17 protein-coding genes are annotated in these 15631 nt (G+C 73.7%); 10 read left to right on the top strand and 7 right to left on the bottom strand.

Annotation, left to right across the window (positions count from 1 at the left end; genetic code table 11):
- Positions 1 to 1152: a tRNA 2-thiouridine(34) synthase MnmA gene (gene mnmA / locus EEW87_RS06770; RefSeq protein ID WP_123092350.1), complete on the top strand. Its 1152-nt coding sequence runs from the start codon at positions 1 to 3 to the stop codon at positions 1150 to 1152.
- 52 nt (positions 1153 to 1204) lie between these two features.
- Here the strand turns inward: mnmA and EEW87_RS06765 are convergent, their stop codons facing one another.
- The gene (locus EEW87_RS06765) at positions 1205 to 2644 is read right to left on the bottom strand and encodes an HNH endonuclease signature motif containing protein (RefSeq protein ID WP_163562391.1); all 1440 of its coding nucleotides are present in this window, start codon (positions 2642 to 2644) and stop codon (positions 1205 to 1207) included.
- A gap of 311 nt (positions 2645 to 2955) precedes the next feature.
- Between EEW87_RS06765 and EEW87_RS06760 the strand changes: the two genes are divergently transcribed.
- The 3 genes from EEW87_RS06760 to EEW87_RS06750 are packed head-to-tail and all read left to right on the top strand — an operon-like array spanning position 2956 to position 4726.
- Positions 2956 to 3231, top strand: a complete 276-nt coding sequence (locus tag EEW87_RS06760) for a DUF1905 domain-containing protein (protein ID WP_123093343.1) — start codon at positions 2956 to 2958, stop codon at positions 3229 to 3231.
- A gap of 26 nt (positions 3232 to 3257) precedes the next feature.
- Entirely contained in the window at positions 3258 to 4259 is a 1002-nt protein-coding gene (locus EEW87_RS06755; RefSeq protein WP_318825908.1) for a uroporphyrinogen decarboxylase/cobalamine-independent methonine synthase family protein, read from the top strand.
- Positions 4256 to 4726 carry a hypothetical protein gene (locus EEW87_RS06750; protein ID WP_123093332.1) on the top strand — a complete coding sequence of 157 codons (471 nt, stop codon included), beginning with the start codon at positions 4256 to 4258 and terminating at the stop codon, positions 4724 to 4726. The genes EEW87_RS06755 and EEW87_RS06750 overlap by 4 nt, the downstream gene beginning before the upstream one ends.
- On the opposite strand, the gene EEW87_RS06745 is transcribed toward EEW87_RS06750, so the two are convergent.
- Positions 4723 to 5454 (bottom strand): GAP family protein, encoded by a 732-nt coding sequence (locus EEW87_RS06745; protein ID WP_123093331.1) that lies wholly within the window; start codon positions 5452 to 5454, stop codon positions 4723 to 4725. The two genes, EEW87_RS06750 and EEW87_RS06745, sit on opposite strands and share 4 nt — an antisense overlap.
- A 119-nt stretch (positions 5455 to 5573) precedes the next feature.
- Here EEW87_RS06745 and EEW87_RS06740 point away from each other — a divergent pair, with 119 nt between their 5' ends.
- Entirely contained in the window at positions 5574 to 6824 is a 1251-nt protein-coding gene (locus EEW87_RS06740; protein WP_123093330.1) for a sensor histidine kinase, read from the top strand.
- On the top strand, positions 6821 to 7471 hold the full coding sequence (locus EEW87_RS06735; protein WP_068274458.1) for a response regulator: 651 nt from the start codon (positions 6821 to 6823) through the stop codon (positions 7469 to 7471). Before EEW87_RS06740 ends, EEW87_RS06735 begins: the two co-directional genes overlap by 4 nt.
- Here EEW87_RS06735 and EEW87_RS06730 read toward each other — a convergent pair.
- The 3 genes from EEW87_RS06730 to EEW87_RS06720 all read right to left on the bottom strand — a co-directional run bounded on the left by EEW87_RS06730 (position 7468) and on the right by EEW87_RS06720 (position 10270).
- The gene (locus EEW87_RS06730) at positions 7468 to 7956 is read right to left on the bottom strand and encodes a DUF4395 domain-containing protein (RefSeq protein ID WP_123093329.1); all 489 of its coding nucleotides are present in this window, start codon (positions 7954 to 7956) and stop codon (positions 7468 to 7470) included. The genes EEW87_RS06735 and EEW87_RS06730 overlap by 4 nt on opposite strands.
- A gap of 99 nt (positions 7957 to 8055) precedes the next feature.
- Entirely contained in the window at positions 8056 to 9555 is a 1500-nt protein-coding gene (locus EEW87_RS06725; RefSeq protein ID WP_123093328.1) for a long-chain-fatty-acid--CoA ligase, read from the bottom strand.
- Between the two features lie 103 nt (positions 9556 to 9658).
- Entirely contained in the window at positions 9659 to 10270 is a 612-nt protein-coding gene (locus tag EEW87_RS06720) for a hypothetical protein (protein WP_123093327.1), read from the bottom strand.
- Between the two features lie 58 nt (positions 10271 to 10328).
- Between EEW87_RS06720 and ligA the strand changes: the two genes are divergently transcribed.
- Both ligA and EEW87_RS06710 read left to right on the top strand, forming a co-directional pair.
- A complete protein-coding gene (ligA, locus tag EEW87_RS06715; RefSeq protein WP_123093326.1) occupies positions 10329 to 12560 on the top strand; it encodes an NAD-dependent DNA ligase LigA in 2232 nt (743 codons plus the stop codon).
- 5 nt (positions 12561 to 12565) lie between these two features.
- Positions 12566 to 13015 carry a mycothiol transferase gene (locus EEW87_RS06710; protein ID WP_148041619.1) on the top strand — a complete coding sequence of 150 codons (450 nt, stop codon included), beginning with the start codon at positions 12566 to 12568 and terminating at the stop codon, positions 13013 to 13015.
- Positions 13016 to 13139: 124 nt separating this feature from the next.
- Here the strand turns inward: EEW87_RS06710 and tpx are convergent, their stop codons facing one another.
- Complete coding sequence (tpx, locus tag EEW87_RS06705) at positions 13140 to 13634, bottom strand: thiol peroxidase (RefSeq protein WP_068274468.1); 495 nt, start codon at positions 13632 to 13634, stop codon at positions 13140 to 13142.
- A 66-nt stretch (positions 13635 to 13700) separates the two neighbouring features.
- Positions 13701 to 14138 (bottom strand): HIT family protein, encoded by a 438-nt coding sequence (locus EEW87_RS06700; RefSeq protein WP_068274472.1) that lies wholly within the window; start codon positions 14136 to 14138, stop codon positions 13701 to 13703.
- 30 nt (positions 14139 to 14168) lie between these two features.
- Here EEW87_RS06700 and EEW87_RS06695 point away from each other — a divergent pair, with 30 nt between their 5' ends.
- Positions 14169 to 14714 (top strand): SRPBCC family protein, encoded by a 546-nt coding sequence (locus EEW87_RS06695; protein ID WP_123093324.1) that lies wholly within the window; start codon positions 14169 to 14171, stop codon positions 14712 to 14714.
- Positions 14707 to 15507 carry a carbon-nitrogen hydrolase family protein gene (locus EEW87_RS06690; protein ID WP_240341668.1) on the top strand — a complete coding sequence of 267 codons (801 nt, stop codon included), beginning with the start codon at positions 14707 to 14709 and terminating at the stop codon, positions 15505 to 15507. The genes EEW87_RS06695 and EEW87_RS06690 overlap by 8 nt, the downstream gene beginning before the upstream one ends.
- Positions 15508 to 15631: the final 124 nt, after the last annotated feature.

Genomic DNA, 15631 nt, shown 5'->3' with positions numbered 1-15631 from the left:
ATGCGTGTCGTCGCCGCCATGAGCGGTGGGGTGGACTCCGCCGTCGCCGCCGCCCGGATGCTCGACGAGGGCCACGACGTCGTCGGCGTCCACCTCGCGCTGTCGCGCAGCGCCGCGACGCTGCGCGAGGGCGCGCGCGGGTGCTGCACGATCGAGGACTCCGGCGACGCCCGCCGGGTGGCCGACCGGCTCGGCATCCCCTTCTACGTGTGGGACATGGCCGGGGCCTTCCAGCGCGACGTCATGGACGACTTCGTCGCCGAGTACGAGGCCGGGCGCACGCCCAACCCCTGCCTGCGGTGCAACGAGAAGATCAAGTTCGCCGCGCTCCTCGACAAGGCGCTCGCCCTCGGCTTCGACGCCGTCGCGACGGGTCACTACGCGCAGGTCGAGCAGGGTCAAGCAGGCCGCGAGCTGCACCGCGCCGTCGACCCGGCCAAGGACCAGAGCTACGTCCTCGGTGTCCTCGACGCCGAGCAGCTGGCCCGCACCTTCTTCCCGCTCGGGCGCTCGACGAAGCCGCAGGTGCGCGAGGAGGCGCAGGAGAGAGGCTTCTCCGTCGCCCGCAAGCCCGACAGCCACGACATCTGCTTCATCAGCGACGGCGACACCCGCGGCTGGCTCGCAGGCCGGCTCGGTGAGCGGCCCGGCGAGGTCGTCGACGAGCGCTCGGGCGAGGTCGTCGGCGCCCACACGGGCGCCTACGGCTTCACCGTCGGTCAGCGACGGGGCCTGGGCCTCGAGCGCAGCAGCCTCGACGGCGAGCCGCGCTTCGTCACCCGGGTCGACGCCTCGAGCAACCGCGTCTTCATCGGCACCTCCGACCTGCTCGGCGTGCGCCAGGTCGTCGGCACCCAGCCGCGCTGGTGCGGTCCCGCGCCGACCGGCGAGGTGCGCGTGGGTGCGCAGCTGCGCGCCCACGGCGAGGAGATCCCGGCCCGCGCCCGCCTCGAGGGCGGAGACGGCTCCGGCCCTCGCCGTGAGGACGAGGACGGTTCCGGCCCTCGCCTTGAGGACGGAGACGGCTCTGGCCCTCGCCTCGTCGTCGACCTCGACGAGGCCGTGCGCGGCATCGCGCCGGGCCAGTCGGTCGTGCTCTACGAGGGCACTCGTGTCGTCGGCTCGGCGACCATCGCGTCCACCGCCCGCTGACCGCGCACACCCCCTCCGGGACCGCCGCCGCGTCATCACCGCGTGCGTCCTTCTACGTGCGCCGGTGGAAGTGGATCGTCGCGGTGTCGTCGTGTGCGCGGTGGACGGTGTGCTGCCAGTCGGGTCCGTCGATCATGCGGTGGTGGTAGCCGCACAGGGGGATGGCGTTGAGCAGATCGGTCTGGCCGCCGTCTCGCCAGGCGTGGAGGTGGTGGATCTCGGTCCAGGCGAAGGGGCGTTCGCATCCTTGGGCGGCGCAGGTGTCGTAGCGCAGGGATAGGGCGAGGGCTTGGGCTTCGGTGAAGAGCCGCTTCTGGCGGGCGAGGTCGAGGGGTTGTGAGGGTCCGCCGAGGACGACGGGGATGATCCCGGCGGCGCAGGCCATGCGGCGGATGGTGCCGGCGTCGAGGTGGTCGCCGGCGTCGGTGCTCCCGGCTCGGCGCAGGTCTGCGGTGAGGTCGTCGAGTCGGGTGGTGACCAGGAGGGTGGCGGCGACCTTGCGGGAGAGGTGGTCGGTGGGGATGCGGGTGAGGAGGTCGGCGAAGGCCAGGCCGCGGCGGTGCTGCCAGTCGAGCTCGTCGACGCGGGTGTCGCCGGTGAGGCGGGCGAGGTCGCTGGGCTCGGTGATCACGGTGTCCGAGCCGGGCTGGGTGCGGCGTCGGGGTGCGGTCATGGCGTCGATGACCTTGCCGAGGATGGCGCCGGCGGCCCAGGGGACGGTGAAGTGCCCGGTCATGGTGCCGTCGTGGTTGTCGCGGATCCAGAAGGCCGACTCGTCGCGGGCGTGGGCTTCTTCGGAGGCCAGGACGTCATCCTCGTGGGCGTCGACGACGTCCTCGTCGGGTTCGACGGCTTCGAGGACGCGCCTGGCGGCGATCCGTAGCTTGGCCGGTGCCCGGTTGACCGCGAGCAGGAGGAGCTCGGCCTCGCAGGCGCGGCGCTGCTCGAGGGTGAGCCCGTCGGGGAGGTCGTCCATCGCCTGGGTGATGACGCGGGCGTGGTCGGCGCTGATCCGCCCGTCGTCGAGGGCTGCGGCGGTGCGGGCGAGCTCGGGCTGCGGCGGTTCGGGCGGGGTGCTAGGGGATTCAGAGCCGACGAGGGTCAGACCGACAGGGGTCTGATCAGGGGAGTCACTTGGGGGTGGCGTGCTGGGCGCGGTCAAGGCGGTGGCGAGGCGTACGTCGCGTGAGGCGGGTCGTCGGTCGCCGTTCGTGGACTGTGCGACCCAGGCCCCGGTGTCGGTGTGCCCGGTGCGCTCCGCCACGCGCACGGAGTCCGCCCGGGCGACCAGGCGCAGCCGTGCGGCCTCGACACGTCGGGCGAGGCGTTCGACCTCGACGAGATCGGCGCGCAGGGCCCGCCCAGCGGTGCGTTGGTCGGCGGCGATCGCCTCTTGGAGGCTGTCGACGACGGCGTGGGCCTGGTCGAGGAGGGCTGGCACGCGGCTCTGGCCCGGGGTGCCCGGGTCGAGGAGTTGCGGCATCGTCGCCATGGCTCCACGATATCGAACAGGTGTTCGAACAGGCCAGGCCTTGTCGGTGAACGGTCAGCAAGGGTTTCGAGGCTCCGGGCCTGGCGGACCTCGCGCCTCAACCGCCGATGGCGCGTCACCTCGACCTCCAGCTGTCGGGTGGCCTCGAGGTTCGGGCCCTGGCGGCCCTCGCACCTCGACCATCGACGGCCCCGTGGTCTCGAGGCTCGGGCCTGGCGGCCCTCGCACCTCAACCACCAAGCGCCCCTCCCCCCTCGACCATCAGCCTTCCCAAGGCTGACGGGGGGTGGTGCCACGATGGCGGGGTGGACATGGACTTCGAGGCGGAGGTCGTCGAGTGGCGGGGGCCGGCGCCCTACGTCTTCGCGGTGATGCCGGCCGCGCAGGCGCAGGAGGTGGCCGATGTCGCGCGAGACCTCACCTACGGCTGGGGGTGCATCCCGGTGTCGGGCCGGGTGGGGGCCACCGACTTCACCACCTCGCTCTTCCCCCGCGAGGGCGGCTACTACGTGCCCATCAAGGTCGCGGTCCAGCGCGCCGAGAGGGTGGGCGTCGGCGACACCGTGCGGCTGCGGCTCACCCTGTGAGCGACGCCGGTGCGATGATGCCCGGCGTGACCTCGACGAGCCCCGACCTGCCCATGACGACCCGGGTGAGCGGCGTCGGCAGCTGGCCGGGCGAGAGCCCCCGCGAGGCCGTCCGGGCCGTGCGCGACCTCCTCGGCGACGGCGTGCCCCACCTGCCCGAGCTCCCCGGCCGCGGGGTCGGGGCCGACATGGTCGGCCGCGCGGCATCGCTCCTCGAGGGCCTGCACGTCGAGACCCAGCCCTTCGGCTGGCGGCTCGTCGACCGCCCCGGCCGCGACGAGGGCCGGGCCGCGGCCCACCTGCGCCACGACCTCGACGAGCTCGCCGAGGCCTACGACGGCTGGCAGGGCCCGCTCAAGCTCCAGGTCAGCGGTCCGTGGACCCTCGCCGCCACCCTCGAGCTCACCCGTGGCGAGCGCGTCGTCAGCGACCACGGCGCGCGTCGCGACCTCACCGAGTCGCTCGCCGAGGGCCTGCGCACGCACGTCGCCGAGGTCGCCCGGCTCGTCCCCGGCGCCGACCTCGTCGTCCAGGTCGACGAGCCCGCGGTGCCCGCAGTGCTCGAGGGGCGGCTGCCGACGCAGTCCGGGTACGGGCGGCTGCGTGCCGTCGACCGCTCGGAGGTGCGCGACTCCCTTCGCGTCGTCCTCGACGCCGCCGGCGACCACCGCACCGTCGTCCACTGCTGCGCCGCGGAGGTCCCCGTCACGCTCCTGCACGAGGCCGGTGCCGACGGGCTCTCGCTCGACACGACCCTCCTCGACGGCTCGCGCTGGGAGCAGCTCGCCGCGGCCGTCGAAGGGGGAGCGCACCTGTGGGCAGGAGCGGTGCGGGTCGGCGCCGACTGGCGCACCGCCCACGACCGGCTCACCGGGGCCTGGGGGCGGATCGGTCTGACGACGGCGAGCCTGGCCGACGTCGTCGTCACCCCGACGTGCGGTCTGGCCGGGGCCACCCCGGCGTCCGCCGTCGCGACCCTGCGCACCGCGAAGGACCTCGCCGAGGCCCTGGCCGAGAGCGGCCGGTGACGCAGACCGGCTCCCCGGGGCGGCCCCCCTTCGCCCGGCGCCTCTGGCGCACGTGGTGGCAGATGACCCGGTGGATGCTCGGGCTCTTCGTCGTCGTCGCGCTCGGGATGATGGTCTTCATGGGGGACTGGCGGCACCACGCGCTCGGTCTCACCGACCGGCGCGAGGTGATGGTCACCCACGTCACGGCGAACACCGACCGGTGCGCGAAGAACGACGTCGGTGACCGCGTGGACGTCAGGTGGACCGACGACGACGGCCGGACCCGCACGGGCTGGTGGGTCGCCTGCCGCGGGGACGGCCGCGTCGAGACCGGTGACCGGCGCGAGCTCTGGGTCGCACCCGGTCGTCGGGGCTACGACTACTCGACGTGGTCGCTGTGGACCCAGCTGCCCAAGGCCGCCCTCCTCGCGAGCTCGATCCTCACGGCCGTCGTCATGTGGAACGAGCGGCGCCGCCGGCGCTAGCCGAAGGGCATCCATCCCGGGAGCCCCGCGTCGCCCGCGTTGCTCAGGATCAGCAGCCCGACGATCGCGAGCACCCAGGCCACGGTCTCGCCGGACGTGCGCTCCATCCACGCGGCCACGCGCCGCAGCACCGGCTCGAGACGTCGCCCGAGCCCCAGCCGCAGACCGAGCAGGAGCAGCGCCGGGAGCACCATGACGACGCAGTACCCGGCGAGCACGAGCGCCCGCTCCGCCGCGCCGACGGGCGCGCTCGTGACGATCCCGATGCCGGCGAGGTAGGGGATCATCGACGCCGCCTCGATCGCGGCCGCGGCGACAGCCAGACCGACGAGGGCCCCCGTGCCGCCGCGCTGCCCGTCGACACCCATCGCCCGGTCGCGCCAGCGGTGCACCCGCCGGCTCGTCGTGCCGCCCCCGTCGCCCTTCTTCCTCGTCGGCATGAGGACGCCGGTCGCGAGCAGCAGCACGCCGACGGCCACCTGGACGCGGGTGCCGGTCGTCGTCGAGAGCCACTGCCCGAGGTCGCCGGCCACGGTGAGCAGCCCGGTAGCCAGCGCCACCCCGAGGACCCAGTAGAAGCCCGCGACCGTGCCGAGGAAGACGAGCACCCGGCCAGGGCGCACCCGGCCCGGCGCGAGCATGAACCACAGCGGGATGAGCAGGGTGCCGAAGCTCGTCGAGTCGACGAGGGCGAGCACGGCGAGGGTGAGCAGCTGGGGCAGGTCCATGGCAGCCACCGTGACCCGCGCGACGTGTCGCGCACATCGGCCGAAGGGGGAGCAGCCTCGGCCGCGGCGTCCGCCTTTCGGATGACGCCCGGTGCCGGGCCCCGTGGTTCGATGACGTCGTGACGACGCAGCGCAGGGCCGAGGCGATCGGCCTCGACCTGCGCGGGGCAGCGCTCATGGCGCTCCTCGGCACGGTCCTCGTCGCCATCGACCTCGTCGACATCTGGGGCCAGGGCACGCGCGGCCCGAGCGGGCGCTGGTGGCACCTCGTGCCCCTGCTCCTGCTGTGCGCGGTCATGGTGTGGCGCAGGGTGCGGCCCCTCACCTGCCTCGCCCTGGGCGTCGTCGTCTTCGCCGTCGAGACGGCGTACGGCGGCAGCATCGGCTCGCTCCTCGTCATCATCGAGCTCGTCTACGCCGCCGGGCTGCACGGCCGAGGACGCGCCGTCGTCTCCCTCGACTGGGCCATCGGCATCGGTGTCGCCGCGAGCGGTCTCGCGGTCTGGGCGCTCACCGGCGACCTGCAGGACGGCGTGCTCACCGCGCTCACCGTCTTCGCCGTCTTCGGCACGTCCTTCTGGTGGGGGCGCTCGAGCCGTCGCTCCCTCGACCTCCTCGCCGCGCAGCGCCGGCAGGCCCAGGACGAGGCCCGGCTCGCCGAGCTGCGCGCCCGCGAGGAGCGGCGGGGCGAGCGCGAGCAGATGGCCCGCGACCTCCACGACGCGCTCTCCGGCAGCCTCGCGGCGATCACCATCCATGCCGAGGCCGGGCTGCACGACGAGAGGTCGCAGCGGCGCGCCCTCGAGGTCGTCCGCGCCACCTCGAAGGACGCGGTCCGCGAGCTCCAGTCGATGCTCGCCGTCCTGCGACCGGACGTGCCGATGACCGTCTCGCCCTCCCTGGCCGACCTCCCCGCGCTCGTCGAGCACTCCCGGTCGCGGGGCACCGAGGTCGCCCTGCGCCTCGACCCCGACCCGCTGCCCGAGCTGCCCGCCCCCACCGGCCAGGCGCTCTACCGGGTGCTCCAGGAGGCCCTGCACAACGTCGCCCGCCACGCCGCCTCCCCGCGGGCCGAGGTCGCCGTCGCGGTGCAGGACGACCTCGTCCTCACCGTCGTCTCGCCGCTGCCCCAGGGGCCGGACCGCGACGAGCCGGGACTGGGCCTCGGGCTGCGCTCGATGCGAGAGCGCGTCGAGGCGCTCGGCGGCCACCTCGAGGCCGGCCCGTCCGGGGACTCGTGGCGCGTGCGCGCCGCCGTCCCCCTCCACCGTGTGAGCACCCGCGAGACGAGCACCTACGAGACGAGCACCCGCACGATAGGCACCCAGGAGAGCACCCAGAAGACAGGCACCCAGGAGAGCAGCGCATGACGACCGTCCTCATCGCCGACGACCACGCGACCGTCCGCTCCGGGCTGCGCCTGCTCCTCGAGGCGCACGGGCTCGACGTCGTCGGCGAGGCGGGAGACGGCCGGGTGGCGGTCGAGCAGGCCCGCGCCCTGCGGCCGGACGTCACCCTCATGGACGTGCGGATGCCCGGCGTCGACGGCATCGCCGCGACCCGCGAGATCGTCGAGCAGTCGTTGTCGCGGGTGCTCGTGCTCACGAGCTTCGAGATCGACGAGCACGTCTCCGGTGCGCTGCGGGCGGGGGCCGACGGCTACCTGCTCAAGACGGTCGACGCCGGCCCTCTCGTCGACGCCGTCGAGCGCGTCGCGGCCGGCGAAGCGGTCCTCGCGCCCGAGGTCACCCGGCACGTCATCGCCGGCTTCGCGGCGGCTCCCGAGCCCTCGCCGCCGGCCGAGGAGGTCGAGGGGGGCTCCCCCTTCGCCCTCACGCCCCGCGAGGTCGACGTGCTGCGTGCGCTCGCCCAGGGTCTGTCGAACGCCCAGATCTCCGCCGAGCTGCACATCTCGGAGGCCACGACGAAGACCCACGTGTCGCGCGTCCTCGCCAAGCTCGGCTGCGCATCACGGGTGCAGGCGGCGATCCTCGCCCGCGAGCGCGGTCTGGCCTAGACCGTCGCGCGGCTGCGCAGCCGGATGTCGGCGCAGGCCTCGCAGGTCTCCTCGGGGATGACGCCGAGGCGCATGAGGTGCCCGAAGGCCCAGCACCCGGCGCAGAAGCCGGCGGCCGACTCGAGCAGCGCGAAGATCGTGAGCACGCCGAGCAGCACGGCGGCGGCGGTGGTCAGCCCCAGCCCCAACGAGAGCACGGCGGCGGTCGTCGAGACGACCGCGCCGATGCCCTGGGCGAAGCGCTTGGGCGGTCCCGGCGTGAGGACCGGCTCGCCCAGACGGGGCGCGACGACCCGCATCGCGACCCAGCCGAGGGGGCTGAGCCGAGGCCCGGCGAGGACCCGGCCGAGGAATCCCAGCGCGAGCGGCACCGTGAGCCACCACCACCCGGTGACGAGGACGAGGGCGCTCGTCGCGGCGACGACCGCCGCGACGGTGCGGGCCGCCTTCTCGTTGACGGGGTTGGGGAAGACGAAGAAGCTCACCGCCAGATCATAACGTCGGGTTATGGGAGCCATAAGCACGAAGGGGGTGGCCTGGGCCACCCCCTTCGTCACGTCACGACCACCGGGTCGCGCCGCGGGTCACTCCGCGGGCGCCTCGACCGAGCGGCGCAGGATCTTGCCCGTCGGCCCCTTCGGCAGCTCGTCGAGCTGCCAGATGCGGCGGGGGTACTTGTACGCGGCGATCCGCTCCTTGACGTAGGCCTGGACCTCCTCGAGCGTCGTCGTCGACTCCGGCGCGAGCGCGACGGCCGCGCCGATCTCCTCGCCCATGAGCTCGTCCGGCACGCCGACGACGGCGCACTCGACGACGTCCGGGTGCGAGTAGAGGACCTCCTCGACCTCGCGCGGGTAGACATTCATCCCGCCGCGGATGATGAGGTCCTTCTTGCGGTCGACGATGGTGAAGTAGCCCTCGTCGTCGACCGTCGCGAGGTCACCGCTGCGGAACCAGCCGTCGGGGATCGCCGTCGCGGTCTCCTCGGGCTTGCCCCAGTAGCCCTTCATGATGTTGTCGCCGCGGATCGCGATCTCGCCGACCCCGCCGCCGGGCGGGACGTCGTTGCCGTCGGCGTCGACGAGCTTCATCTCGCAGCCGGGGATGGCCCGCCCGATGGTGCCGGGCTTCGTCGGGGCGTCGGGCATGTTGAAGGACGCGACCGGCGAGGTCTCCGACAGGCCGTAGCCCTCGAGGATCTGGGTGTCGAAGGCCTCCTCGAAACGGCGCATCGTGTCCTCGGGCAGGGCCGACCCGCCGGAGACGCAGGTGCGCAGGCTCGAGGTGTCGGTGGTCTGCGCCGACGGGTGGCCCAGCATCGCGCCGTACATCGTCGGCACGCCCTCGAAGATCGTCACGCGGTCGCGCTGGACGACCTCGAGCGCCTTCGCGGGGTCGAAGCGCGGGATGAGGGTGAGCGTCGCGCCCGAGCGCACGGCGGCGTTGAGCCCGCACGTGAGGCCGAAGACGTGGAAGAGCGGCAGGCAGCCCATGATGACGTCGTCGGAGGTCATCTCCATGATGTTCTCGGCGGAGCGCTGCGCGTTGAGGTCGAGGTTGCGGTGGGTGAGCTCGGCCCCCTTCGGGCGCCCGGTCGTGCCCGAGGTGTAGAGGATGACCGCCGTGTCCTGGGGGTCGCGCTCCGTCGGCTCGGCGATCGGGTCCGCGGGGGAGAGGTCCTCCTCCGATGGGCCGAGCGGGCCGGAGCGGATGACGCGGGTGCTCAGGTCCTGCGCACCGCTCACCGCCTCGTCGACGAAGTCGCCCCAGACGAAGGCGAGCTTCGCGCCCGAGTCGGAGAAGAAGTACTCGATCTCGCCGGACTTGAGCAGCGGGTTCATCGGCACGACGGTGCCGCCGGCGAGGAGCGTGCCGTAGAAGAGCACGGGGAAGGCCGGCACGTTGGGCAGGATGAGCGCCACCCGGTCACCGGGCTCGACACCGGCCGCCCGGATCGCCCCGGCGGCCTTCGCGGCGAGGCCGTGCAGCTGGCTCCACGTCAGCTCGGCGTCGTCGAGCCGGATGGCCACCTCGTCCGGGTGCTTCTGGGCGGTTGCGACGAGGTTGCTCGCCAGGTTCGTCATCGGTGACTCCTCGGTAGGTCGGCGGGAGCCCTCATCCTCACCCGCCGAGCCCCTCAGCGGAAGAGCGGGTCCGGGGGTTGTCCGGCGAAGGGGGGTCCGCCGGTCAGGAGACCCGTGCGTCTCGAACCTCCACGGCGGGCACCCCGACGAGCGCGCCGATCGCCTCGGCGGCGGTGCGCGGGTCGGACGAGGTCATGAGGACGGCGACGGCGAGACGCTGGCGTCGCGGCATCTCGTGGCCGGTCCAGGGCGCGGGCTCGCGTGCGGGGAGAGCGGTCGGCCGGGCGAGGAGCAGCCCGACCTCGGGGTCGGGCCCCGCGCTCAGCGCGGGCCACCCCTTCGTCTCGCCGGGAGGGCCGACCTGCCCGTGTCGGACCTCGGCGACGTCCTCGACCGGGACCACGAGGGCGTCGGTGAGGAAGGCGGGTGAGGTGATGACGAGGTCGTCGCCCACCTTCTCGACGGTCGTGGGGTGCGTCCGGGCGCGCCACGCGGCGGCGAGGAGGTTGCCCGCCGGGGTGGCGAGCGCCGCGAAGACGGCCACCTGGACGAAGGCGCCGACCCCGGGCGAGCGGGTCGTGAGGAAGGCCCGCAGGATCATGACGACGCAGACGAGCAGCCAGAGGGCGGCAAGCCCCCAGCGCAGGCCCGCCCGCCCGGGCTCCGGGCGCCCGAGGTCGACCCGGGCGTCGTGCGGGCGGGGCGTCTCGTCCATGGCGACATCGTCGCACTGCCCGCGTCACGCTGTCGGTGGGGTGCGGCAGGATTGGCGGGTGAGCGAGATCCCCGAGACCTCCGGCGACGCCGCCGCCGAGCACACCCCGGAGACCCCGGACCAGGTGCCCGACGCCCTGCGCGAGGAGTGGAGCGAGCTGGCCGACCAGGCGACGGCGGCGCAGTTCGCCTACCACGTGCGTGACGCGCCGACGATCAGCGACGGCGAGTACGACCGGCTCATCCGGCGGCTGCAGGAGATCGAGGAGGCGCACCCCTCGCTGCGCACCCCTGAGAGCCCGACGCAGCGTGTCGGCGGGGCGATCTTCTCCACCGACTTCACCGCCGTCGACCACCTCGAGCGCATGCTCAGCCTCGACAACGCCTTCAGCGCGCAGGAGATGCAGGAGTGGGCCGCCCGCGTCGAGCGCGAGGTCGGCTCGGACGTGCACTACCTGTGCGAGCTGAAGATCGACGGCCTGGCCGTGAACCTCCTCTACGAAGGGGGGCGCCTCACCCGGGCGCTCACCCGCGGCGACGGGCGCACCGGCGAGGACGTGACGATGAACGTGCGGACCATCGCCGAAGTCCCCGAGCGCCTCGAGGGCGGCGACGCCCCGGTGCCCGACCTCGTCGAGATCCGCGGCGAGGTCTTCTTCCCGCTCGAGGGCTTCGCCGAGCTCAACGCCGGGCTCGTCGAGGCGGGCAAGGCCCCTTTCGCCAACCCGCGCAACTCCGCGGCCGGCTCGCTGCGGCAGAAGGACCCGCGGGTCACCGCGTCGCGGCCGCTGCACATGCTCGTCCACGGCACGGGCCGCCGCGAGGGCTTCGAGATCGACAGCCAGAGCCACGCGTACGAGCTCATGCAGGCGTGGGGCCTGCCGACCTCGACGCACTACCGGGTGCTCGGCTCGATGGACGAGGTCACCGACTTCATCGCCGAGGTCGAGCGGCGTCGGCACGACTACGAGCACGAGATCGACGGGGTCGTCGTCAAGGTCGACGAGATCGCGCTGCAGCGGCGGCTCGGCTCGACGTCGCGCGCGCCCCGCTGGGCCATCGCGTACAAGTACGCGCCCGAGGAGGTCAACACCCGCCTGCTCGACATCCAGGTCAACGTCGGCCGGACCGGGCGGGTCACCCCCTTCGGCGTCATGGAGCCGGTGACCGTCGCCGGGTCCACGGTCTCGATGGCCACCCTGCACAACGCGCACGAGGTGCGCCGCAAGGGCGTGCTCATCGGCGACACCGTCGTCCTGCGCAAGGCCGGCGACGTCATCCCCGAGATCCTCGGCCCGGTGGCCGAGCTGCGCGACGGCAGCGAGCGCGAGTTCGAGATGCCGACCCACTGCCCGTCCTGCGGCACGCGCCTCGCCCCGCAGAAGGAGGGCGACAAGGACATCCGCTGCCCCAACGCGCGGTCCTGCCCCAGCCAGCTGCGCGAGCGGCTCTTCAGCCTCGCCGGGCGCGGGGCGCTCGACATCGAGGCGCTCGGCTGGGAGGGCGCGATCAGCCTGCTCGACGCCGGGGTCCTCGCCGACGAGTCGACCCTCTTCGACCTCACCGACGAGGACGTCGCCCGGGTGCCGCTCTACACACGGGCGGCCAAGAAGTCCGACCCGCCCGAGGCGGTCGTCGACGGGCGCGTGCTGTCGGCCAACGGCGCGCGGCTCGTCGCCAACCTCGAGCAGGCCAAGCAGCAGCCGCTGTGGCGCGTGCTCGTCGCCCTGTCGATCCGCCACGTCGGCCCGACCGCGGCGCGTGCGCTCGCCCAGCACTTCGGGTCGATGAGCGCCATCCGCGAGGCCAGCGAGGAGCAGCTCGCGGCCGTCGACGGCGTCGGCCCGACGATCGCCGACTCGGTGCGTGAGTGGTTCGACGGGCCGGGTGCCTCGTGGCACGGCCAGATCGTCGACCGCTGGGCGGCGGCCGGGGTGCGGATGGAGGACGAGCGCGACGAGTCGACGCCGCGCACGCTCGAGGGCCTCACCGTCGTCGTCACCGGCTCGCTCGAGGGCTTCAGCCGCGACGAGACGAAGGAGGCGATCCTCTCCCGTGGGGGCAAGGCGTCGGGCTCGGTGAGCAAGAAGACCGACTGGGTCGTCGTCGGCGAGAACGCCGGGTCGAAGGCGACGAAGGCCGAGGACCTCGGGCTGCGCATCCTCGACGAGGAGCAGTTCCGCGAGCTGCTCGAGACGGGCACGGTCGCGGCCTTCGCCACCGAGGACAGCCGCGAGGACGAGGGCGAAGGGGACGTGGAGCAGGACGAGAGCTCGGCGGGGGAGCAGTGAGCGGCGTGACCCGCGAGAGCGTCCAGTGGTACGTCGACACGGCCCTGGTGAAGATGCTCGGCCGGGCCGAGGACCTCGGTGACGAGCTGCTGAGCACCCGCCCCGACGTCGAGGGGGCCAACAGCGTCTACGCGCTCGTCGTCCACTGCTGCGGGGTCATGGAGCGCTGGGGCGGCGAGGCCATCGCGGGGCGCACCATCAGCCGTGACCGCGCGAGCGAGTTCACCGCCACCGGCACGCTCGCCCAGCTCGAGGAGCTCGTCGCCGCCCAGCGGCGGCGCTGGGTCGACGACCTCGTCGGCTTCGAGCCGGGGGCGGCCCCCCGCGGGCCCGCCCCGCGCGACGACGGCGACCCCGAGGTCATCACCCAGGAGTTCGTCGCGCTGCACGTCGTCGAGGAGCTCTTCCAGCACCTCGGCCACGTCGACCTCACCGTCGACCTGCTGCGGTCCTGACCTGCTGCCGGCCCGCCGTCCGGCGGGGTCGACGACGCCCGGGCTGTCCCCCCTTCGCCCATGACATACGAGAGCCGCGCCGTCTGGTGCGACGGCGCGGCTCTCGAGGTCTGGAGGGGGAGGGTCAGCCGAGCGAGGCGATGGCCGCGTCGTAGTCCGGCTCCTGGCCGATCTCGGGGACGAGCTGGCTGTGCAGGACGGTGCCGTCCGCGTCGAGCACGACGACCGCGCGGGCGAGCAGCCCGGCCATCGGGCCGTCGGTGAGGGTCACGCCGTAGTCCTCGCCGAAGGAGGAGCGGAAGGCCGAGCCCATCTTCACCTTGTCGATGCCCTCGGCGCCGCAGAAGCGGGCCTGCGCGAAGGGGAGGTCCTTGCTGACGTTGACGACCGTGGTGTCGGTGAGGTCGACGGCGCGCTCGTTGAAGGTGCGCACGCTCTGCGCGCAGATGCCGGTGTCGACGCTCGGGAAGATGTTGAGCACGACGCGGCCGGTGAGGTCGCCGGAGGTGAGCGGCGCGAGGCCCTCGCCGACGAGCTCGAAGGCCGGGGCCTTCGTGCGGGCGGCGGGGAGCTCGCCGACGGTCGTGACGCGGTTGCCCTTGAGTGCGGTGTTAGCCATGAGCCCAGCCAACCCCACGACGAGCCCCGATGTCACGCCGGGGTCCGCCTGGCGGCACCGGGCGGGTCAGAGCGGTCCGGGACCCACGACGTGCTCGCCGTGCCCGTCGGCCCGCAGCCGCTCCCGCAGACGCTGCGCCGCCGACTCGAAGCGGTCGTCGGGCACATCACGCATCGGCGAGTGCGGCTCGACGTCGGCGGGCGACCACGCGGGCCACACGTGCACGTGAAGGTGCGGCACGAGGAAGCCCTCGAGGAGCATCCCGACCCGCGGCGCCTCCCACTCGGCCTGCTGCGCCCGACCGACGGCCATCGCCACCCGCTGGAGGTGGGCCCAGGTCTGCTCGTCGGCGTCGGTCCACTGCTCGAGCTCGGCGCGCGGCACGACCATGCAGTGCCCGTCGGTGAGCGGCTCGATGGTGAGCATGACGACGCACACGTCGTCGGCCCACACGAAGCGCCCGGGGATCTCGCCGGCGATGATCTGGCTGAAGAGCGTGGCCATGGCGCCACCCTAGGGGCCTACGGTGGGGTCATGCCCCAGGTGAGCGCCGACGTCCACGTGCCCGTCCCGCCCGAGCTGGCCTTCGCGGTCTCGCAGACCCACGGCGCGATCCGCCGCGGCTGGGACCCCTTCATCCGCGAGCAGCACTTCCTCGACGGGGCGCAGCACCCGGCGACCGGCGTGCGGACCTTCACCCGGTCGGCCTTCCTCGGCCCGATCAGCCCGACGATGGTCAGCGAGTACGTGTCGTGGCGCCCGCCGACGTCGGTCGGGATGACGATGGTGAGCGGCCCGCCCTTCTTCTCCCGCTTCGGCGGGGGGTGGCGCTTCACGCCCGAGGGTGACGGCACCCGCGCGGTGTGGAAGTACACCTATGACATCGTCGGCCCGCCGTGGTTCCGCCGCATCGGCGTGACGATCGGGCAGTGGCTGCTCGGGCGCGAGATCCGCAAGCGGATCGACGCCTTCGCCGCCGCGTGCCGCGACGAGCAGGTCGTCTTCGTCGCGCGAGCCGACCTCGAGGCCCGCGCGGCGCTCGAGGCGCAGGAGAGCGCGAAGGGGGAGCCGCGTGCCTGAGCCGATGCGCGTTGCCGGCGTCCAGCTCGTCGCCTCGCACGACGTCGAGGACAACCTCGCGCAGGTCGTCGACGGCGTGCGGCGAGCTGCCGAGGCCGGGGCACGTCTCGTCGTCTTCCCCGAGGCGACGATGGCGCCCTTCAGCCGGCGGCTCGACACCGCCGCGGAGCCGCTCGACGGCCCCTTCGCCCACGGGGTGCGCCGGGCCGCGGCCGACCACGGCGTCGTCGCGGTCGTCGGGCTCTTCACCCCTGCCGACGACGTCGAGGTCGACGGCCAGGTGCGGCACCGGGTGCACAACACGCTCCTGCTCACCGGCGCCGGGGTCGAGGAGGCGAGCTATCGCAAGATCCACCTCTTCGACGCCTTCGACTCCCGCGAGTCCGACACCGTCGCCGCGGGCGACGCGGTCGTCACGGCGCAGGTCGACGGCTGGACCGTCGGGCTGGCGACGTGCTTCGACGTCCGCTTCGCCGACCACTTCACCGAGCTCGGCCGGCGGGGCAGCGAGCTCGTCGTCCTGCCGGCGTCGTGGGGCGACGGCCCCGGCAAGGCTGACCAGTGGGACCTGCTCACCCAGGCCCGCGCCCACGACGCGCAGGCCTGGCTCCTCGGCGTCGGCCAGGCCTGGACCCCGCAGTCCGGCGACGGCCCCTTCGGCATCGGGCGCTCGGTCCTCGCCGACCCGACCGGCGCGGTCCGCTCCCGGCTCGACGCCGCCCCGGGGATGCTCGTCGCCGATCTCGACCCCGCCCCGGTCGCCGCCACCCGCCGTCGCGTCCCCATCCTCTGACCGCCTGCGTCCACCGGGAAGCCCAGCGGTGACCGGGCAACCCTTCGTGGGCCGAGGTATGTCTCGGTCGGCCCGGGGTTGCCCGGTCACGACCGGGCTGCCCGGTCGCGGCACGGCGAAGGGG

It is taken from the genome of Janibacter melonis, assembly GCF_003721155.3.
GTDB classification, from domain to species: Bacteria; Actinomycetota; Actinomycetes; order Actinomycetales; family Dermatophilaceae; genus Marihabitans; species Marihabitans melonis.
Note: the sequence above shows the minus strand (reverse complement) of the source record. Positions and strands in the feature narration are given on the sequence as shown.